We start from the raw sequence: 22,415 nt of genomic DNA on the forward strand, positions 1-22,415 counted from the left end.
CACTTTAAAAGAAATCGTAAATGGGGGCGAATGATATGAGTTATAGTAAAATACCTGAAGCACAAGGTTTATATCGTCCTGGGTTTGAACATGACGCATGTGGAATTGGGTTGTATGCGCATATTAAGGGAATGCGTACACATGAGATTGTCCAAAAAGGATTGCAAATGTTATGCCAATTGGACCACCGAGGTGGCCAAGGTAGTGATCCGGATACAGGAGATGGCGCTGGATTAATGGTTCAAATACCAGATAATTATTTTCGAAAGGTTTGTGACTTTACATTACCTGAAGAAGGTCGTTATGGTGTTGGGATGGTATTCTTCTCTAAAGATGATCAAGAAAGAGAACGAATTGAAATGAAAATCAATGAATTGATTGCACAAGAAGGACAAAGATTATTGGGGTGGAGAAGTGCCCCTACAGATGTTAGCAAAATTGGAATAAATGCACAAGATACAGCACCTATTGTAAGACAAGTTTTTATAGGTGCAAATGAGGAAATTACTGATGATTTAGCTTTTGAACGTAAATTATTTATTATTCGTAAACAAGCAGAAAATTGGGCAACAGAACAAGCATACCAATTTTATTTTGCGAGTCTTTCAAATAGAACAATTGTTTATAAAGGTCTTCTTACACCTAGTCAGGTAGATCAATTTTATTTAGAGTTACAAGATGAAGATTTTGTATCTGCATTTTCACTTGTACACTCCCGTTTTAGTACAAACACATTTCCAAGTTGGGAACGCGCACATCCAAACCGCTATTTAATTCACAATGGTGAAATCAATACAATGCGCGGCAATATGAACTGGATGCGCGCACGTGAACAACAATTTGTTTCTGAAGCATTCGGTGATGATTTAGATAAACTATTACCGATATTAAATGCAGAAGGAAGTGATTCTTCTGTATTAGATAATGCATTAGAGTTTTTCACGCTCGCTGGAAGAAAACCAGCACATGCAGCAATGATGCTAATACCAGAACCTTGGAAGAAAAATCCGCACATGCCTGCTGATAAGCGTGCTTTCTATGAATATCATAGTTGTTTAATGGAACAGTGGGATGGCCCAACTTCGGTCACATTTACTAATGGGAAACAAATTGGTGCGATTTTAGACCGTAATGGTTTAAGACCGGCGCGTTATTATGTAACGAAAGATGATTATATTGTTTATTCATCAGAAGTTGGCGTAATTGATATCCCCGAAGAAAACGTTCTATATAAAGATAGACTAAGTCCTGGAAAAATGCTTCTAATTGATTTAGAACAAGGACGAATTATCGCAGACGAAGAAATAAAAAATGAAATAGTAAGAGAACAGCCATATCAAAAATGGTTAGATGATAATCTTGTTACATTAAGCGGTGAATTGGTTGAGAATGATGATAAACCAATTGATCTTTTAACTACGCGACAGAAAGCTTTTGGTTACACAACAGAAGATATTGAAAAGTATTTACTACCAATTATCACAGAAGGAAAAGACCCAATTGGAGCAATGGGTACAGATACACCACTTGCTGTCCTTTCTAATCGTGCACAGTCACTTTTTAATTATTTTAAACAGTTATTTGCACAGGTTACAAATCCACCAATTGATGCTTATCGTGAGCAAATTGTAACATCAACGATGACTTTATTAGGACCTGAAGGAAACATACTAGAGCCAACAGAAGTAAATAGTCATCGAATTCAATTGGAGACACCTATATTATCTAATAGCCAGTTAACACAGTTTAAAAACAATGTATATCCAGATTTTAAGAGTCAGGTTATTGACTCCTTATTTACGGATGATTTGCAAGCTGGATTAGAAGCTATTTTCGCTAAAGCAGATCTGGCTATTAAAAATGGCGTAAAACTATTGATTTTATCCGATCGAAATATGGATGAAAAACAGATAGCGATTCCTATTTTACTAGCGGCAAGTGGCTTACATCAACATTTAGTTAGACAAGGTAGTAGAACGAAAATGAGTTTACTAGTTGAATCTGGTGAAACAAGAGAAGTGCATCATTTTGCTGCCTTAATTGGATATGGTGTTGACGCAATTACGCCTTATTTAGCATATGAAACATACCGAAATGAAATTGCTAATGATAATCTAGCTGTTACGTACGAAGATGCAGTCGGTGGTTATATTAATAACGTAACTGAAGGCGTTATTAAAGTTATGTCTAAAATGGGCATATCTACTGTTCAAAGTTATCGGGGAGCACAGATTTTTGAAGCACTAGGTATTAGTAATAAGGTAATTGATCGATACTTCACTGGAACTGCATCGCAAATTGATGGAATCGGTTTAGATATAATTGCTGAAGAAGCGAAGATGCGTCATCAAGACGGCTATAGTAAGTCAGTAGATGATACATTAGAGCCAGGAAGTGATTTTCAGTGGAGACAAACGGGTGAACACCATGCTTATAATCCAACAACGATTCATAAACTGCAATGGGCAACAAGACGTGGAGATTATCAATTGTTCAAGGAATTCTCTAAGTCAGCAGACGAAGAGCGTTTAGGTTTCTTACGTAATTTGCTTACCTTTAAGACTGAAAATTCTATATCGATAGATGAAGTTGAGTCCGTGGACACGATTGTAAAACGTTTTAAAACGGGTGCTATGTCATTTGGTTCTATTAGCCAAGAAGCACATGAGTCATTAGCTATTGCCATGAATCGCTTAGGCGGTAAGAGTAATAGTGGAGAAGGTGGCGAGGATGCTAATCGTTATATTGTTGACGAAAACGGAGACTTCCGTCGAAGTGCAATAAAACAAATCGCTTCAGGTCGTTTTGGCGCAAAAAGTCACTATATGGTGAATGCAGATGAATTACAAATTAAAATGGCACAAGGTGCAAAACCTGGAGAAGGTGGACAATTACCTGGTAAGAAAGTTTACCCATGGGTTGCGAATGTACGTGGTTCTACACCTGGTGTTGATTTAATCTCACCTCCACCACACCATGATATTTATTCTATTGAAGATTTAGCACAATTAATTCATGATTTAAAAAATGGGAATCGTGATGCGCGTATTAGTGTGAAACTTGTATCTCGTGCTGGTGTTGGTACAATCGCTGCTGGTGTAGCAAAAGGAAGTGCCGATGTTATATCAGTAGTTGGCTATGATGGTGGTACTGGTGCGTCTCCGAAAACGAGTATCAAGCATGCTGGTTTACCTTGGGAGATTGGTTTAGCAGAAGCGCATCAAACGTTGATGTTAAATGGTTTACGCGAGCGTATAATTCTAGAAACCGACGGTAAATTATTAACCGGTAAAGATGTCGTAATGGCAGCGTTACTTGGTGCAGAGGAATATGGCTTTGCTACCGGACCTTTAGTCGTATTAGGCTGTGTTATGATGCGTGTTTGTCATATGGATACTTGCCCAGTTGGTGTTGCAACACAGAATCCAGAATTACGGAAAAAATTTGCTGGTGATCCTGATCATGTGGTAAATTTCATGCGATTCATCGCTGAAGAAGTGCGCGAGATCATGGCAACACTTGGATTTAAAACAATCAATGAAATGATTGGTCGTACAGACGTCCTAGAGATAAGTGAACGAGCAAATACGCATTGGAAAGCAAAATACCTAGACTTATCTAGAATGCTTTATCAACCTAAAAATACTGGTAGTGCTCGTTATAATAAATCACAACAAGACCACAAGATTGATAAATCATTAGATATAACGCATATTCTACCAGCTGTTCAATCAGCTATAGATACAGGCGAGAAAGTTAATGTTTCGTTCCCTATTAAAAACATTAATCGAGTAGCTGGAACAATAGTTGGTAGTGAGATTTCTAAAATGTATGGGGAAGAAGGTTTACCTGACGACACGATAACGCTTAACTTTACAGGTTCCGCTGGTCAAAGCTTTGGTGCATTTGTACCAAAAGGAATGACACTGCACTTAACTGGTGATGCCAATGACTATGTTGGTAAAGGATTATCCGGCGGGAAAATTACGGTGCGTGTACCTAAAGAGTCTAGTATCGAACCAAGTCAAAATGTAATTGCAGGTAATGTCTGTTTTTATGGTGCAACAAGTGGTGAAGCTTATATAAATGGCTATGCTGGTGAACGTTTTGCTGTTCGTAACAGTGGCGCAACAATTGTAGTTGAAGGTATTGGTGACCACGGTTGTGAATATATGACAGGTGGTAAAGTTGTTATCTTAGGTGAAGTAGGTAAAAACTTCGGTGCAGGTATGTCTGGTGGTATTGCTTATGTACTAGCTGATGATAAAGAAAAATTCGAGCAATTAAGTAATATGGAATTAATAGAATTTGAAACACTAAAATCAGAAGAAGAGATTAATAACCTAAGAACGATTATTAATGATCAATATGTCTACACAAACAGCAGTCGAGCAAAAGAAGTATTAGATGATTGGGAAAATAGTGTGAAGAAATTCATAAAAGTAATTCCGAAAGATTACAAGTTAATGCTACAAACTATACAATCTTATGTAGAATCAGGCGAATCAGCTGAAGATGCTAAGATGAGTGCTTTTCTGGCTAAAAAAGAAAATCGTATTGTTTTAAATGACGAACGCAAAAAAATGATCGTACAGTAGAAAGGAGATATGAATATGGGTAAAGCAACAGGTTTTATGGAAATAGAACGGGAAGAAGCAGTTGATCGTGATCCTGTAGAACGTGTTAAGGATTGGAAAGAGTATTCTGCTCCTTTCACTGATGAGGTCGCTGAAAGACAAGGGGAAAGATGTATGGATTGTGGCACACCTTTCTGTCATATCGGCATGGAAGTTGGTAATGCTACATCCGGTTGTCCGGTTTATAATTTAATACCTGAGTGGAATGATTTAGTGTATAAAGGAAAGTGGAAAGATGCATTAGACCGCTTACTTAAAACAAATAATTTCCCTGAATTTACTGGGCGCGTTTGCCCAGCCCCATGTGAGGGTTCTTGTACAGTTGCTATTTCAGAACCAGCAATTGCAATCAAAAATATCGAGCAGGCTATTATTGATAAAGGTTTTGAAAAGGGTTGGATTAAACCACGTATTCCTGAAGAACGTACAGGTAAAACAGTTGCGATTATAGGTTCAGGACCGGCAGGAATGGCAGCAGCTGATCAATTAAACCAAGCTGGTCATTCTGTTACGATGTATGAACGCGCTGATCGTGCTGGTGGATTACTAATGTACGGTATTCCAAATATGAAGCTTGAAAAAGACGTTGTAACAAGAAGAATTAGATTACTAGAACAAGAAGGGGTAGAAATTGTTTTGAATACAGAAGTCGGTAAAGATATAACTGCCGATGAATTAAAAGAACAATTTGATTCTGTTATAGTTTGTACGGGTGCACAAAAGCCTCGTGATCTTGTTGTTGAAGGACGTGAATCCAAGGGTATTCATGTTGCAATGGATTATCTAACTACTGCTACTAAAAAAGTATTGGATGATACAACCATACTTCCAGATACTTTAAATGCAGATGGTAAAGATGTGATTGTTATTGGTGGCGGTGATACAGGTGCTGACTGTGTAGCAACTGCATTGCGCCAAGGCGCGAAATCAATTGCACAATTCGGTATTAATCCAGCTTTACCATTAAAACGCACATCAGACAATATGTGGCCAGAGTATCCACAGGTTTTCAGTTTAGAATATGCACACAAAGAGGCTAAAGAAGCATTTGGTAAAGATATTCGTGAATACTCTATTCAAACAAAGAAAGCTGTTACTGATGAAAATGGACAATTAAAAGAATTGCATACAGTAGAAATGGTTAAAACAAGAGATGAAAACGGGATGTTTGTTTACCAAGAAAATCCAGGTACTGAAAAAGTTTGGCCAGCGGAATTAGTTGTCATTGCAATTGGTTTTGAAGGCCCAGAACAGCCATTATTAAAGCAATTTGGCATTGAGACTAGCAGAAACAAAATCGCTGCTACTTATGGTGAATTTGAGACAAATGTAGCAGGTATATTTGCTGCTGGAGATTCTAGAAGAGGACCAAGTTTAATTGTTTGGGCAATCAATGAAGGTCGTGAAGTTGCTTATGCAGTAGACAATTATTTAATGGGAGCGACAAGCTTACCAACTGTATTGGCAGTATAAGAATAAAAGATCACTGTGATGCCTTATAAAAGGTACCACAGTGATCTTTTTTATTGTTAATTTCTTGAGACTGTTATGCTTAAAAGAATAATAAACCAAACAGTAAATCATTTCATATAGCGATTTATTAAAAGATTGTTGATTAAGTTAAATTACCATAGACTCTGTCGTAACGATCTTTATATAAATGGGCATATAATAGAACTTTCGACTCGCTTCTCAAGCAAAATGGTCTCCCTTTCCGTAGGCACGTGCTGTTCCTACAGGACAAGGAATGCTACGACAGCGAAACATCGCACGAAGAAAATATTATTATTTTCGAGGATGTCGCCCATTTCGCTTGATCCGCTAGTTTTAGTCCGTGAATAGAAATTGTGTAAAATGCACTATTATTTGTAATTAAAGCGTAACTAGAATACGCTTTAGATTCAATAAAAAGTGATATTGTCACCTGTTTAAAACAGAGATACGCTATCCAGCGAAGGTAGCAAATGGTTGACACTCCAGTGGGAACAGCACAAACCGAAGATCCTCTATAGAAGTGCTCTTCGCTTCTATAGATAGCTGAGGTTGTGCCCACGGAAAAGGAGACCATTTGCTACCGTAGCGTGTCTAGAGTTGTAAACCACTTACGACAGAATTTCTCTCAAGTCTGACTATTGAAAAGCAACACTGTTTATCTATTAATCTCTTTTTCTTTTTTTATACCATTTCGTTATCAGATACGCAACGATAGCTAGGCATGCATAGACAAAGAAGAATACCAAGAAACCCCATAGGCCTATAACAGCATCAGCAAATTCCATATTCCCTCTATTTGTGATAGCTTGTTGTATTTCTATTGCAAAAACAAGCACGATCATTAGCGTAAATGTATAAACAAAGGCAAAAATGGATGTACTCCATTTGAATTCGGCTAAAATTTTAAAAAAGAAATAAACAAAAAAGTAAGCAAAAATTCCAATTACGCCAATAATCCAAAAATGTAACTGCTTATCTGTTAATGAAAAACCTAGTTCCTGAAAAAGAACAATTAAAATATCGTGGGCAGCATTCACTAATTCGGCTAACCACGTGATTACTTCACGCATATATTCACCTCTTTACTTATTTAATCGGTAGAAGGATGGTGATATGATCATATCATATTACCTATCAAATGAGCTTATTTTTTTAGTTTAGAAAATAGTTTGAATATTTTTAATACAAATAGGTTGTCTAAATTGATCATTTAGTAATAAAATAGAGTTTATACTATTAGATCTAGAATATATACTGCAGGGGGACAAGAAATATGACACAACAATCGATATCTATTACTGAAACTACATCACATAAAGACAAACCAGTATCTGATCAATTAGAATTTGGCAATGTATTTACTGATCATATGTTTATTGTGGATTATAAAGAAGGACAAGGGTGGTACGATCCAAGAATTGTACCCTATCAACCAATTTCACTTGATCCAGCATCAATGGTATTTCATTATGGTCAAACAGTATTTGAAGGACTTAAAGCCTATTTAACAGACCAAGGTGAGGTTAACTTATTTAGACCAGAGAAGAACATGGAACGATTAAACAGATCGAATGAACGTATGTGCATTCCAACGATTGATAAAGAGTTAATGCTACATGCAATTAAACAATTAGTAAGTTTTGAAAAAGATTGGGTGCCAAACGCACCAGGTACATCGTTGTATATTCGTCCTTTTGTTATTTCAACAGAACCATATTTAGGAGTTGCACCATCAAAAACATATAAACTGATAATTATTTTATCACCAGTAGGTGCTTATTATAAAGAAGGTATTAACCCAATTAAAATTGCAGTAGAAAGTGAGTTTGTTCGTGCTGTAAAAGGTGGAACAGGTGAGGCGAAAACAGCAGGTAATTATGCTTCTAGCTTAAAAGCACAAGAAATTGTTGCGAGTAAAGGCTATGCACAAGTGCTTTGGTTAGACGGTCTAGAGAAAAATTACATTGAAGAAGTTGGTAGTATGAATGTATTTTTTAAAATTGGCGGTGAAGTTGTTACACCAGCATTAAATGGCAGTATATTAGAAGGTGTAACAAGAAATTCTGTTCTGCAGTTGTTAAAACATTGGAATATCCCCGTATCTGAACGTAAAATTTCAATGGATCAAATCTATCAAGCTTATCAAGCTGGCACATTAGAAGAAGCTTTTGGAGCCGGTACGGCAGCTGTTATTTCACCAGTTGGTGAATTAGCTTGGCAAGGTGAGAGTCTAAAGATAAACAATGGTAAAACAGGCGAGGTTTCTAAACGTTTATATGATACATTAACAGGTATACAATATGGAAGAGAAGAAGATCCGTTTAATTGGATTAGCACGTTAAACGATTAAAACACCCACACGGGTGTTTTTTTCTTGATAGAAGGAGGCCTATCAGATGAAATTAAGTATTTTAGATCAATCACCACTTCTTGAACAGGTAACATCTACTCAAGCTATTATTGAATCAGTAAAATTAGCTCAACTTGCAGAATCGTGTGGTTACCACCGTTTTTGGCTAACAGAACATCATGGCATGGATACCCTAGCTAGTTCTACCCCTGAGGTTATATTAAGTTATATTGGTAGCAGAACAGAGAAGATACGTTTAGGTGCGGGAGCAATATTGCTCCCGCATTACAAACCATTAAAAGTTGCAGAAACTTTTAATACTTTGGCAACCTTATTTCCAGATCGAATTGATTTAGGAATTGGACGGGCACCAGGTGGATCTGCTCAAGCATCTATAGCATTATCAGGGAATTATTTAGAAAATGTGAAACAGACACCTGATAATATAGAAGAATTAATCCACTTTCTCCAACAAGATTTTCCTGTTGATCACATGTTTCATTCAATAATACCAATGCCATTGCCAGAGCTCCCACCTGAAATTTGGTTGTTGGGTACAAGTGATAAGAGTGCTAAATTAGCTGCTAATTTAGGTGTTAAGTATGCTTTTGGTGCATTTATGAGTGAAAATAAGGGTCCAGATATAACAAAAAACTATAAATCTAATTTCATTAAAAAGAAGCAAGCTAAAAATCCTTATACGCTAGTGACTGTCCAAGCTATTTGTTTAGAAAGTGAAGAAGAGGCAGCACGAGAAGCATTTTCTCATTGTGTAAGACAAATAGAGAGCACATTATATAAAGAAAACGAAAATAAGTCACTTGATAACGTTGAAGAAAGATTCCAACAGTTAAGTTCAGTAAAGCAAGAATTAGTGCACCAAGCAAAAGAAAAAGTCATTTACGGTACACCAAAACAAGTAAAAATACAATTAGAGACGATTGGAAAAAATTATCAAGCTGATGAAATTATGATCAGTACACATACAACTAGTTATGCAACACGTTTAAAGTCATTTCAGTTGATTAGTCAGGCATTTTGAAAATCAACTGATTTTTCTGACAAAATTAGTTGACATTTTTATTTCACTAAAGCATAATATGATGTAATTAGATAATTCGGAAGACGAAGAAGAGGATCAGTAAATAGCTATCATAGGATAAGAGAATGGGATTCATCGGCTGAAAGATCCCTGCATAATTGATGCTATTGAACCTACCTTGGAGTTGTTAAGCAAATAACTTAACCGCCACCTAGCGTTATAGGCTGAGATGGGCAAGTGTAAAACTTGTCAATATAAGGTGGTACCGCGGAAAACTCTTTTCGTCCTTTACAATAAAAATGTAATGGATGGAAAGTGTTTTTTATTTTATACAGAGAAGGCGACTAATAATGGCAAATAAAAGAGTAGTTGTTAAAATAGGGAGTAGTTCGTTAACTGAAAAAGACGGTAGATTAAGCCTTTTGAAACTAAATGGTCATGCTGATGCTATTGCTCGCTTAATTCAAGCAGGTATAGAAGTTGTACTTATTTCTTCTGGTGCAGTTTCTGCTGGTTTTGGGAATTTAGGTTATTCAAGTAAACCGGTTACTGTGTCTGGGAAACAAGCAGCGGCAGCAGTGGGTCAAGGATTGTTAATTGAAGCGTATAATGACGCTTTTAAAAGGTATGACATGGTTTGTGCTCAGTTATTATTAACGAGAGATGTATTTGTAAATCAAGAACAATTCAGCAATGTATATCAAACGATCACAGAGTTATTAAAACGATCGGTCATTCCAATAATTAATGAGAATGATTCCGTTGCAATTGATGAATTGACCTTTGGCGATAATGATATGTTATCTGCGCTAGTTAGCGGTTTGGTTAATGCAGACTATTTAATTCTACTTACTGATATTAATGGCATTTATGATGCAAACCCGAATCAAGATTTATCGGCCAAAAAATATCATTACCTTGATTTCATTTCAGATGATTTGATCAAACAGACGAGTCAAACATCTAGTTCTAAACTAGGTACAGGAGGCATGAAATCAAAACTACTAGCAGCACAAACGTCTCTTTCATTAGGTGTTGATGCATTTGTTGGTCTCGGAGAAGGAAAAGAAAAATTTTTGGAAATCTTAGCAGGAAATGGTGATGGAACATATATCGGAAATCACCAAACACATCATATACGCAAACAAAAACAATGGATTGCATTCCATTCCAATATTTCGGGACAAATAGAAATCGATAAAGGTGCACAACAAGCAATTTTATCAAAAGGGAAAAGTCTATTACCCGTTGGAATAAAAAAAGTGATCAATAGCTTCGAATCCGGAGAAGTGGTTGAAATAATTTATCAGAATAACGTGATTGCAAAGGGCCAAGTCAGTTATTCTTCAGAGGATCTTATTAAAGCAAAAGGAATGGGAAGTACAGAAGCAATGGAAATAACGAACAGAAAGCGTCCAGAAGTGATTCATCGCGATAAATTAGTATTAACTTTACAGGGGGTATAAAAATGTTTGATTTAATTGAAGTTGCAAAACAAGCAAAAGAGACTTGTCTTACATTAGCAAGTGCAACAACAGAAGAAAAAAACACGGCATTACAATTGATAGCGAAAGAACTAATTGAACAACAGGAATTTATAATAACTGAAAACAAACGAGATATTGAAGCTTCCGTGAATAATGGTGTAACAGAATCACTTATAGACCGTTTGCGATTAGACAAGGACCGCATTGAGGAAATGTCTCACGCACTAGAGCAAATAGTTATATTAGAGGATCCAATCGGAACTATTTTAGAGGATTGGGAACGTCCAAATGGTCTCCAAATTAAAAAAGTTTCAGTTCCAATAGGTGTTATTGGTATTATTTATGAAGCTAGACCAAATGTCACTGTTGATGCTGCAAGTTTATGTATCAAAACAGGTAATGCGGTGTTATTAAGGGGTAGTTCTTCTGCGATCCATTCTAATAAGGCACTTGTATCCGTTATTCAAACCGCTTTAAATAAATCAGACTTACCAATACATGCAGTACAATTAATTGAAGACACAAGTCGTGAAACAGCTGAAAAAATGTTTCGTTTAAATGAGTATCTGGATGTTTTAATTCCAAGGGGTAGTAAGAAATTAATTGATACAGTTATAAATAAATCTTCTGTACCTGTACTTGAAACAGGTGCCGGTAATTGTCATTTATTTATTGATGAGACTGCTGATCCAAAAATGAGTGTGCAAATAGCAATTAACGGAAAAACACAGCGTCCTTCTGTTTGTAATGCTATTGAAACGATACTCGTACATGAGAATTGGTTTAAAGAACATGGCGATTTATTAATCAATGCACTTTATGATCATGATGTGGAGATGCGGGTTGATGCTAAAATAATAGAAGCACGTCTTGAATTGCCGTTAGCAACTGAAGAAGATTGGGAAACAGAATTTTCGGATAAAATTGTTGCGATAAAGACAGTAACAAGTGTAGATGAAGCGATCGAACATATAAATCGTTACAGCACGAAACATTCAGAATCGATTATTACAGAAAATAGTAATCATGTTGTGAAATTTATGAATCAAATTGATGCAGCATGTGTTTACCATAATGCTTCAACACGTTTTACCGATGGCTTTGAATTTGGTTTTGGTGCAGAGATAGGAATTAGCACCCAAAAACTACATGCGCGCGGACCAATGGGATTAAAAGCATTAACATCAACGAAATATAATTTATACGGTGATGGACAAATTAAATGATTAATGATTATACGTGAAAGATTATTTATTTTGCGTTACAATAGATTATGAATTTATATAACGATTAGGATTTAATACGATAAGGAGTGTAATAAAATGACCAAATCTTTAATTTTCGGACATAAAAGTCCAGATACTGACACAATTACAGCAGCAATTGCATATGCGTATTTAAAAAAACAACTAGGTGAAGATGTAGAAGCTGTACGTTTAGGTACAATTAATAACGAAACGCAATATGCTTTAGATCATTTTAAAGTAGAAGCTCCAAGACAGGTCGTTACAGTTGCTAACGAAGTTGATTCTGTTATACTAGTTGACCACAATGAACGTCAACAAAGTGCAGATGATATTGAAGATGTACAAGTAAAAGAAGTAATTGATCATCACCGTATCGCAAATTTCCAAACGAGCGATCCTGTATATTATCGTGCTGAGCCAGTTGGCTGTACCGCTACTATTTTAAATAAAATATATAAAGAAAAGCATGTCGAAATTCCAAAAGAAATAGCCGGATTGATGGTGTCAGCAATTATTTCTGACTCTTTACTGTTTAAATCACCAACATGTACAAGTGAAGATATCGAAGCTGCACAAGAACTTGCTGCTATTGCAGATGTAGATTTGGATACATATGGATTAGAAATGCTTAAAGCTGGAGCAGATTTAAGTCAAAAGTCTATTAAAGAGTTAATTACACTTGATGCAAAAGAATTTGAAATGGGTTCTTATAAAGTAGAAGTAGCTCAAGTTAATACAGTAGATATCACAGAAGTATTAGTAAAACAACAAGAACTGGAAGCGGTTATTAATAAAACAATAAGTGAAAAAGATCTTGACCTATTTGTGTTTGTTATTACGGACATACTTAATAATGATTCTGTCATTCTATCATTAGGTAAAATGGTAAATAGCGTCGAGAAGGCATTCGGTGTTACATTAGAAAATAACCAAGCCTTATTAAAAGGTGTCGTATCTCGCAAGAAACAAATAGTGCCACAATTAACAGAAACATTAGGATAATAACTAGAAAAAGGCAGCTATAGAAAGGGAATAGTTGTCTTTTCTAATCCATAACAAATAAAAAGTGAATTTGGTTTATATGTCATTCTACTTTGACGTATTAACTTAACTATTTTTCAGAAAGGATCCTACTAATTATGAGTACAGAAGTTAATGCAGTTCAAATAAAAGATATCCTCATTGCACAGAAAATGTTAAAAGATGTAGTTCGAAATACACCATTACAAAAGGATGCGATCCTTTCCGAAAAGTACGAATGTAATGTCTACTTAAAACGAGAAGATTTACAAGAGGTGCGATCTTTTAAAATTAGAGGTGCCTACAATCTAATGCAAGGCCTGACAAAAGAGGAGTTAAAGAATGGCGTTGTTTGTGCAAGTGCTGGTAACCACGCGCAAGGGGTAGCCTATTCCTGTAAAGCACTAGGTGTAAAAGGGAAAATATTTATGCCTACAACAACTCCGAGACAAAAGGTAAAACGTGTCGGATTTTTTGGTAACTCTTATGTTGAAACTATCCTTGTCGGTGATACTTTTGATGATGCTTATAAGGAAGCTAAAGCGTATTGTGACGAACATAATATGTCATTTATCCACCCATTTGATGATTACCGAACAATTGCAGGGCAGGGCACGCTTGGATTAGAAATACTGGATAATATGCAAGAACCAATTTCACATATGTTTATGTCTGTTGGTGGTGGTGGATTAATTTCAGGAGTAGGTTCTTATGTTAAGAGTATTAGTCCTAATACGAAGATTATAGGAGTTGAACCAGCTGGTGCACCATCGATGCAAACATCGCTTAAGCAAAATAAGGTAGTACGCTTAGACAAAGTTGATAAATTTGTTGATGGAGCTAGTGTACAACAAGTTGGCAACATAACATTTGAAATTGCGAAAGAAGTAATCGATGATATAGCGATCGTCCCAGAAGGCAAAGTATGTACAACACTGTTAAACCTCTATAATGATAATGCTATTGTCGCAGAGCCTGCTGGCGCTATGCCGGTCGCAGCTTTAGATGATTATAAGGATGAGATTAAAGGGAAGAATGTCGTTTGTATTATAAGTGGTGGGAATAATGACATAGATAGGATGCAAGATATTAAAGAAAGATCTCTAATCTATGAAGGATATAAGCATTACTTCATTGTTAATTTCCCACAACGTGCAGGTGCTTTAAGAGAATTCTTAGGTGAAGTTCTTGGTGAGACAGATGACATTACCCGCTTTGAATATACAAAAAAGAATAACCGTGATAAGGGTCCCGTATTAGTAGGTGTGGAATTAAAAGACCGAAGTGATTATTACCCACTGATAGATAGAATGGAACAGAAAGGCTTTTCTTATATTGAAATTAATAAAGATGAAGATTTATTCCATTTATTAATTTGAGAATAAAACAGGCAGGAAACTGCTTGTTTTATTTTAATTTATACGTTAAGTAAGTTAAACTATCTAACAAAGTCAGAAATAACTGCGTAAGGATACCTAACGAAAGAGTAGTAATTACGTGTCACTTTTATTAGTATAGGAGTAATATATTAATAAAAGGAGAGGGTATAATGATTACAGAAGAAACGAAGCGCATTATAAAAGGGTTACCTAAAGTTGATTTGCATGTCCATTTAGATGGTAGTGTAAATCAACAAACTGTCCTGGAATTAGCTAAGAAACAACAAGTCACTTTGCCCAAAACTACACTTACTGAATTAAAACCCTATCTTGAAGTAGATGAAGATTGTTCGGATTTATCCGAGTATTTAAATAAATTTAATCTTGTTGCAAAAGTTCTTCATACGAAAGAAGCATTGGAACGTGTTGCATATGAATTAGTCGCACGTGCAAAGGAACAAAATTACAAGTATATTGAAGTGCGATTTGGGCCACAATTACATCGCGCTAAAGGATTAAGTGTTTCAGAAGTAATAGAGTCGGTTATTAAAGGCTTAACAAAGGGTGAGTTAACCTATCGTGTGAAAGCTAGAGCAATTGCCTGTTGCATGCGTCATCACCCTACAGACGTGAATAAAGAGGTTATACGTACTGCAGGAGAATTTTTAGGGAAGGGGCTTGTTGGTGTGGACTTAGCTGGTGATGAATCAGCATACCCAACCCATTTGTTTAGAGAAGTATTTGCGTTAGCTAACCAATATGAATTGCCTGTTACAATTCATGCAGGTGAAGCATCTGGCGCTGAGAATATAAAAGAAGCCATTTTAAATCTAGGCGCAAGTCGGATTGGACATGGTGTTCGTTTAAAAGATGATGAAAAATTGTTAAAAAAAATTATTAAACAACAAATACCATTAGAAATGTGTCCGATAAGTAATATACAGACCAAAGCTGCTAATAGCTGGGAAACGTATCCAATTAGAGATTATTTTGATCAGGGTGTAAAGGTTACGGTCCACACAGATAATATTACAGTATCGAATACAACTTTATCAAAAGAATTTGCAGTTTTAATGGAACATTTTAATTTTTCAATTATAGAACTTAATCAATTAACAATGAATGCTATTGATGCTTCATTTCTAGATTATAATGAAAAAATACTCTTAAAAAAAAGCTGTATGGAAGAATACAAACGAATGGACGAAATGATTCAATTAGTTGTGTGAATTTGCAGTAGAATTAATTCGATTAGTTAGCCTTATCATATTAAGGTTAACTAATTTTTTTTAGCTCTTTTTAAAAGATTGTTGTTGAAGTATATTTACGAAAAGAGTCTTACATTATAAATTCAATTATTGGCTATAATATGTTTAGATTGATATAATACCTTAGTAAATAGGTAAGATTAATATTATATAAAACTAAGATTCCTTATAAGAAAGGGCTTGAAAAGAATGCGTGTTGTTGACAATATGACTGAATTAATTGGTAATACGCCAATTGTAAAATTAAATCGAGTTGTTCCTGAAGGAGCAGCAGATGTCTATGTAAAACTAGAAATGTTTAATCCTTCAAAAAGTGTCAAAGACCGTGCCGCATATAATATGATTAAAGTTGCAGAGGAAGAAGGAAAGATCCAAGCTGGAGCAACAATTATAGAACCAACTAGTGGAAATACTGGAATAGGACTAGCGATGACAGCTGCAGCTAAAGGTTACAAAGCTATTTTAGTAATGCCAGATAATATGACGAAGGAACGAATTAATATTTTAAAAGCATATGGTGCAAAAGTTGTTTTAACACCTAGTGACGAGAAGATGCCAGGCGCTATTAAAAAGGCAAAAGAATTACAAGCTGAAACGCCAAACAGTTTTATGCCACAACAGTTTGAAAATGCTGCGAATCCTGACATACATCGAAAAACAACCGCTCCAGAAATCTATCGTCAAATGAGTGGAGATTTAGATGCTTTTGTAGCAACAGCTGGCACTGGCGGAACAATTACTGGAACTGGTGAAGGATTAAAGGAATTACTGCCGAATATACATATTACTGTCGTAGAGCCAAAAGGATCACCTGTTCTTTCTGGAGGAAAACCAGGGAAGCATAAGCTTGTTGGTACTAGCCCGGGATTTATCCCTGAAATATTGAACACTGCTATTTATGATGAAATCATGGCAATAGAAGACAAAGATGCCATTTCCATGTTTAAACAAATGGGCACAAGGGAAGGCATATTTATAGGTCCATCAGGAGCAGCAGCTGTTTTTGCGGCAATTGATGTGGCAAAGCGTCTAGGAAAAGGTAAAAAAGTAGTCTGTATTGCACCAGATACAGGTGAACGTTACTTAAGTATGAATTTATTTGATCAATAAGAAAGGATGAGTTAAATGAAAGTAGCAATTATAGGAGCAAATGGACAAATAGGGCAACATACGATAAAAAAATTACAAGATGATAAAAATCATGAGGCTATTGCTATCGTTCGCAAAAAAGAGCAGCAAGAAAGTTTTGAAAAGCAAGGTGTTATAAGTAAATTAGCTAACCTAGAAGATAGTGTTGATTCAATAGTTGAAGCAATTAAAGGCGCAGATGCAGTTGTGTTTACAGCTGGTTCTGGTGCAAAAACTGGTCCTGATAAAACATTAACAATTGATCTTGATGGAGCAATTAAAACAGTAGAAGCAGCTGAAAAAGCGGGAATTAAAAAGTATATAATGATTAGTGCATTTCAAGCAAATAATCGCGAAATGTTCAATGCAGCAGAAGGCATGAAACCATATTATGTTGCAAAACATTATGCAGATGAATTCTTGAAATTTAGTAAGCTTGACTATACGATTATTCGACCTGGTGGCTTGTTAAACGATGCAGGTACAGGAAAAGTTAAAGTAGGCGATAACACGATAGAACCTGGTTCTGTGCCACGTGAAGACGTAGCAGCTACGATTATTACCGCATTAGATAAAACAAATTTAAAAAATAAATCATTTGATCTCGTTAGCGGTGAGCAAGCAATAACAGATGCATTGGATACAATTTAATTCTTATAGTGCTGTCTAATTGGATTATTCATATAAAAATGAGTAACTAATAGAGCAACTCGACATAAAGAGGTCGAGTTGCTCTGTTTTTAATTTAGAAGTTCCTTAAATAAGGCGTGAAATTTATTTCTGTCTTCATTACTAAATGCTTTTGGGCCTTTTGTTCGATGGCCACTTTTACGGGCTTGTGCACTTTGATAGCGGGTTTCTAGTAAAAAGTCTATATTCTCTAAAGAATAAAGGAAACCTTTATGATGGATAACTGTAGTATTTTTTTCTAATGCAAGCGATGCTAGTCCGTAATCTTGTGTTATTAACATGTCATTTGCTGCAATCATCGACATAATACGGTAATCAGCGGCTTCCTTTTCCGAATCTACATATACTGAAGTTACACCCTTTGGATCATCTTGAGTAGAGAAATGGGCATAGCTTTTGACTAAGAAAACTTCAATAGCGTGTTTTTGTGCTTCTTTTATAATTATATCTTTAACAGGACAAGCATCAGCATCTACATATATTTTCATTTATTATCACCTTTTCCTAATTGTTCGATTAAATCTATTTTACCAAAGATCATGATCGGTTATAATATGAAAGAGGAATTTATTTAAGGAAGAGGGCAAAGAATGGGATTATTAAAAGCAGGACAAGTTATTGAATTAGAAATTGCAAGAAAGATCGAAACGGGTTATGTACTAACTGATGGAACAGAAGAAATATTAGTGCATGCAAATGAAGTTGAAAATACGCTAGAAGTAGCTGATACGGTTGAGGTGTTTTTATATCACGATAAGAAAGGGATTTTAATCGGAACAACTACGATTCCTTCGGTTGGTCCGGATGTATTTGATTGGGCGGAAGTTACAGAAGTTGTCCCGAACTTAGGTGTATTTGTTGATATCGGTACAACGAAACATACATTAGTATCCAAAGACGACTTACCACTTTTTCAATCTGTTTGGCCACAAGTTGGCGATGAATTATACGTTGTGTTATCAAATGATAAAAAGGGTAGGCTGTTGGCCAATCCAGTTTCGGAATTTGACTTTGGTAACAATTGGGACCGTGCTCCAGAAGATTTGCGAAATAAAGCGATTTCTGGAAGAGTATTTCGCACAGATAGAGAGGGAGCGGTTATCATAACGGAAGAGAGTTATCGTGGCTTTATTCATCATACGGAACGCAAAGTGGAACCTCGTCTTGGTGAATGGGTAAAAGGACGTGTCATCGCTGTAAAAGAGGATGGAACCCTTAATGTATCAATGCTACCTAAAAGGAAAGAAGCGCGTATTACAGATGCCCAAATGATACTTAATCTTTTGAAAGATAATGATGGCGAATTGCCATTTACTGATAAAAGTGATCCCGAAGCAATTAAAGAGAAATTTGATATTAGTAAAGCTGCATTTAAACGCGCATTAGGGAAATTAATGAAAGAAGCAAAAATTGTCCAAGATGATAGTAAAATTAGTTTAAGAAAAATAGATGAATAAAAATAAACGCCAAATCCGCTATAAGTGGATCTGGCGTTTATTATGTTATTAACCTACATTTGCTTTTTTCATGAAGTATAGTGCGTGTTCCAATTGATGTCTTTCTTCTTGATTTAATGGGATTAATGGTAGACGAACAGAACCGACAGTAACTCCGATCATAGTAAGTGCTTCTTTTACTGCAGTTGGATTTGGCGCTATAAAGAGTGCCTTCATAATTGGTAAAATATTTTGATGCATTTCTGCTGCTTGTTGCGTTTCTCCATTTGTATGATGCGCAATCATAGCTTTCATTTCATTACCAATTATATGAGAGGAAACAGATACAATACCATAACCGCCAATTGCTAAAACAGGTAATGTCAAACCGTCATCTCCACTGTATAAAACAAATGAATCAGGTGTTTCTCTAATTATCGTTGTCATTGTTTCTAAATCGCCACTAGCTTCTTTAATAGAAGTTATATTTTCAATTTCTGATAATCGTATAACCGTTTCTGTCGTTAGACCAACAACACTACGACCGGGTATATTGTATAACATCACAGGTAATTTAGTAGCATTTGCTATCGCAAGAAAATGTTGATACATTCCTTCCTGTGAGGGTTTATTATAATATGGTGTTACAAGCATTACCCCGTCTACACCAATTGTTTCTGCTTGTTTAGTCAGAGCAATAGATTCACGTGTGTTATTTGATCCAGTACCTGCTATCACTGGAACTCTTTTATTAACATGTTTAACCACAAATTGGATAAAAGAAAGTTTTTCTTCTTTTGATAAGGTTGGAGATTCTCCAGTTGTTCCCGTAATAACTAAACCATCTGTTCCATTTGAAAGTAGATGATAAATTAATTTCTCTGTCTTTACATAATCAATATTTCCGCTTTGATCAAACGGTGTTACCATCGCTGTTAATAGTCGACCAAATTGCATGGTCTCCACCTCTATTCATAAAATTTTGTTCTGGTTAAACCTATTGTTCACAAGGATGAATAGAGGGTATCTCATCATAATGTACGATAAAAAAACAAAAAACAGCAACGAAGGGTCTCGTTGCTGCATCATTATATTCATTATGATGCGTGAGATAGCCCTCCATATAGCAAACAATTAGCTATATGACAGTACTGCATTTATTAAATACAACACCAATGAACAGGCCGATGAGTTCCAGTTCACTTCGGCAAATCGCCCTTTCTGTTACAATCAATAGCCACTCATCGGCTTCTTGTAACATACTAATGCTCTTTGCACCTCTATGCTCACTTCAATTTCTTATTGAAGTAAAGTTATTATATTAATTCAACTATATCAAATAAATTATACAGTTGCAATGACAATGGGAGATATATTATCATGAATTAAAAAATAACTAACTTTAATAGGTATTTTGTCACATTTCTGTTGTCAGCTTAATACTTTATAGGCTATTATTATATATAACTTTTGTAGGTTATATAAAAAAAGAAAAACAAAGACTTGGGGGATGTACATATGAAGAGATGGAGAAATTTGTCGATAGGTTCAAAGTATGGTTTTACTTTTTTAGTAGTCTTTTTTTTGATAGTTATTTCTACCATAATTGTTACGAAATTATTATTTAATGTTAGCGAAAATGTTGATGCATTAGATCGCCGTGGTGAGCGTGCGGTAAAAGTGACTGAAATGGGCTCCTTAATTCGAGCTAAAAGTATACAGGTTGTGAATTATGCGAATAACGGTGAATCAAATTATGTAGACGAATATGAATCGTTGCGAGAAGCATTTAACACACTAGAAGCAGATATTTCAAGCCAAATGGATACAACAGAATTGACAAATCTTTTTGATCAAGTTGTTGCTAACGATCAAGCAATGAATGATCTGTTTTTAACTGATATAGTAGAAGCGATGGGAATAGGAAATCGCGCTATGGCAAATAGTTACACGAATCAAACGAATGAAATACGTTTAGAAACATTAGATTTATTGGATGAAATCCGTGTGGTTGTGAACGCTGAAAGAAGTGCAGCAGTTGCGAATACAAGGGAAAGTCAGTTATCTGCATTGATTATTTTAATAAGTTCAATAGTCTTTTCAATAATAATTAGTTTAATTTTACTATTCTTTGTAAACAAAACGGTTAAAACTAACCTAGGTAAAGTTGTCGATGTAAGTAATCAAATTTCAAATGGTAACCTAAATGTAAAAGAAATTAATTACAATAGTACAGATGAAATTGGCGTATTAGCAACGTCAATTGATATAATGGCGGAAAACTTGCGGACAATTATTGGAAAAGTAAGTTCTATATCTGGTACGGTGACCTCACAAAGCGATTCGTTAAGTCACTTTGCTTCTGAGGTACGATCAGGATCAGAACAAATTGCTTCAACGATGCAAGAACTTGCTTCAGGTTCTGAATCACAAGCAAATCATGCTGGCTCTCTTGCAATAATGATGGAAGCATTTCAGTCAAAAGTACATGCAGCAGATAAGAATGGGACAAGCATTTCTGAATCCTCCATACACATGTTAAATTTAACAGAGTCTGGTTCAGAATCGATGCAAAGTTCAATTACACAAATGACTGTTATTGACCGTATTGTGCAAGATGCTGTTAAAAAAGTACAAGGATTAGACAGTCAATCTCAACAAATAACTAAATTAGTCTCTGTTATTCAAGATATTGCAGAACAAACAAATTTATTAGCTTTAAATGCTGCAATTGAGGCAGCCAGAGCCGGTGAACATGGTAAAGGTTTTGCAGTCGTAGCAGATGAAGTCCGTAAGTTGGCTGAACAAGTCTCAACATCTGTATCGGATATCACAACAATCGTACAGTCGATTCAAACAGAGTCAAGTAGTGTTGCAAATTCTTTACAGGATGGCTATCAAGAAGTTGAAAAAGGTACCGATCAAATTAGAACTACTGGTGAAACTTTCAACTCGTTACAACAATCGATTAAAGCAGTAACAGCTAATATAAATGCAGTTAAAGAGAATATGACAACACTTGTTAGTAGTAGTAATGAAATGAATCATTCTATTGAAGAGGTAGCTTCTATATCTGAAGAGTCGGCAGCTGGTATTGAAGAAACAGCAGCTTCGTCGCAAGAAACGAATAGTGCTATGGAAGAAGTGGAGAGTAGCTCAAATCAATTAGCATCACTAGCAAATGAATTAAATGAAGTAGTAAGTGAATTTGATTTAAATAATAACAATAATACTTAA

16 protein-coding genes, 1 riboswitch and 1 other annotated feature are annotated in these 22,415 nt (G+C 35.5%); of the genes, 13 read left to right on the top strand and 3 right to left on the bottom strand.

Translation table 11 applies throughout. The annotated features are described in order from the left end of the window. Nucleotides 1-35: 35 nt before the first annotated feature. Both gltB and D2K60_RS15525 read left to right on the top strand, forming a co-directional pair. On the top strand, nucleotides 36-4,598 hold the full coding sequence (gltB, locus tag D2K60_RS15520; protein ID WP_117169526.1) for a glutamate synthase large subunit: 4,563 nt from the start codon (nucleotides 36-38) through the stop codon (nucleotides 4,596-4,598). A 15-nt stretch (nucleotides 4,599-4,613) separates the two neighbouring features. Next, on the top strand, nucleotides 4,614-6,110 hold the full coding sequence (locus D2K60_RS15525) for a glutamate synthase subunit beta (protein ID WP_117169525.1): 1,497 nt from the start codon (nucleotides 4,614-4,616) through the stop codon (nucleotides 6,108-6,110). A gap of 683 nt (nucleotides 6,111-6,793) precedes the next feature. Here D2K60_RS15525 and D2K60_RS15530 read toward each other — a convergent pair. Next, a complete protein-coding gene (locus D2K60_RS15530) occupies nucleotides 6,794-7,201 on the bottom strand; it encodes a hypothetical protein (RefSeq protein ID WP_117169524.1) in 408 nt (135 codons plus the stop codon). Between the two features lie 203 nt (nucleotides 7,202-7,404). On the opposite strand from D2K60_RS15530, the gene D2K60_RS15535 reads away from it, so the two are divergent. The 9 genes from D2K60_RS15535 (at nucleotide 7,405) to D2K60_RS15575 (ending at nucleotide 17,703) form a co-directional block, all read left to right on the top strand. Continuing rightward, complete coding sequence (locus tag D2K60_RS15535) at nucleotides 7,405-8,481, top strand: branched-chain amino acid aminotransferase (protein ID WP_117169523.1); 1,077 nt, start codon at nucleotides 7,405-7,407, stop codon at nucleotides 8,479-8,481. Between the two features lie 46 nt (nucleotides 8,482-8,527). Further along, entirely contained in the window at nucleotides 8,528-9,523 is a 996-nt protein-coding gene (locus tag D2K60_RS15540) for an MsnO8 family LLM class oxidoreductase (protein WP_117169522.1), read from the top strand. A gap of 77 nt (nucleotides 9,524-9,600) precedes the next feature. Then, nucleotides 9,601-9,815 (top strand) — a binding site (T-box leader). A 58-nt stretch (nucleotides 9,816-9,873) separates the two neighbouring features. Further along, the gene (proB, locus tag D2K60_RS15545) at nucleotides 9,874-10,989 is read left to right on the top strand and encodes a glutamate 5-kinase (RefSeq protein ID WP_117169521.1); all 1,116 of its coding nucleotides are present in this window, start codon (nucleotides 9,874-9,876) and stop codon (nucleotides 10,987-10,989) included. A gap of 2 nt (nucleotides 10,990-10,991) precedes the next feature. Next, nucleotides 10,992-12,236 (top strand): glutamate-5-semialdehyde dehydrogenase, encoded by a 1,245-nt coding sequence (locus D2K60_RS15550; protein WP_117169520.1) that lies wholly within the window; start codon nucleotides 10,992-10,994, stop codon nucleotides 12,234-12,236. A gap of 96 nt (nucleotides 12,237-12,332) precedes the next feature. Further along, nucleotides 12,333-13,259: a manganese-dependent inorganic pyrophosphatase gene (locus D2K60_RS15555; RefSeq protein WP_117169519.1), complete on the top strand. Its 927-nt coding sequence runs from the start codon at nucleotides 12,333-12,335 to the stop codon at nucleotides 13,257-13,259. Nucleotides 13,260-13,396: 137 nt separating this feature from the next. Continuing rightward, complete coding sequence (ilvA, locus tag D2K60_RS15560; protein ID WP_117169518.1) at nucleotides 13,397-14,656, top strand: threonine ammonia-lyase IlvA; 1,260 nt, start codon at nucleotides 13,397-13,399, stop codon at nucleotides 14,654-14,656. 170 nt (nucleotides 14,657-14,826) lie between these two features. Then, nucleotides 14,827-15,885: an adenosine deaminase gene (add, locus tag D2K60_RS15565; protein ID WP_117169517.1), complete on the top strand. Its 1,059-nt coding sequence runs from the start codon at nucleotides 14,827-14,829 to the stop codon at nucleotides 15,883-15,885. Nucleotides 15,886-16,113: 228 nt separating this feature from the next. Beyond that, nucleotides 16,114-17,034 carry a cysteine synthase A gene (gene cysK / locus D2K60_RS15570; protein WP_117169516.1) on the top strand — a complete coding sequence of 307 codons (921 nt, stop codon included), beginning with the start codon at nucleotides 16,114-16,116 and terminating at the stop codon, nucleotides 17,032-17,034. 15 nt (nucleotides 17,035-17,049) lie between these two features. After that, nucleotides 17,050-17,703 carry an SDR family oxidoreductase gene (locus tag D2K60_RS15575; protein WP_117169515.1) on the top strand — a complete coding sequence of 218 codons (654 nt, stop codon included), beginning with the start codon at nucleotides 17,050-17,052 and terminating at the stop codon, nucleotides 17,701-17,703. A gap of 89 nt (nucleotides 17,704-17,792) precedes the next feature. Here the strand turns inward: D2K60_RS15575 and D2K60_RS15580 are convergent, their stop codons facing one another. After that, entirely contained in the window at nucleotides 17,793-18,230 is a 438-nt protein-coding gene (locus D2K60_RS15580; RefSeq protein ID WP_117169514.1) for a YaiI/YqxD family protein, read from the bottom strand. Between the two features lie 102 nt (nucleotides 18,231-18,332). On the opposite strand from D2K60_RS15580, the gene D2K60_RS15585 reads away from it, so the two are divergent. Then, nucleotides 18,333-19,199, top strand: coding sequence for a CvfB family protein (locus D2K60_RS15585; protein WP_117169513.1), 867 nt, complete (start codon nucleotides 18,333-18,335; stop codon nucleotides 19,197-19,199). Nucleotides 19,200-19,247: 48 nt separating this feature from the next. On the opposite strand, the gene dapA is transcribed toward D2K60_RS15585, so the two are convergent. Then, nucleotides 19,248-20,135, bottom strand: a complete 888-nt coding sequence (gene dapA, locus D2K60_RS15590) for a 4-hydroxy-tetrahydrodipicolinate synthase (protein WP_117169512.1) — start codon at nucleotides 20,133-20,135, stop codon at nucleotides 19,248-19,250. Nucleotides 20,136-20,282: 147 nt separating this feature from the next. Next, nucleotides 20,283-20,469, bottom strand: a riboswitch (Lysine riboswitch). A 227-nt stretch (nucleotides 20,470-20,696) separates the two neighbouring features. On the opposite strand from dapA, the gene D2K60_RS15595 reads away from it, so the two are divergent. Further along, a complete protein-coding gene (locus D2K60_RS15595; RefSeq protein ID WP_117169511.1) occupies nucleotides 20,697-22,415 on the top strand; it encodes a methyl-accepting chemotaxis protein in 1,719 nt (572 codons plus the stop codon).

It is taken from the genome of Paraliobacillus sediminis, from assembly GCF_003426055.1.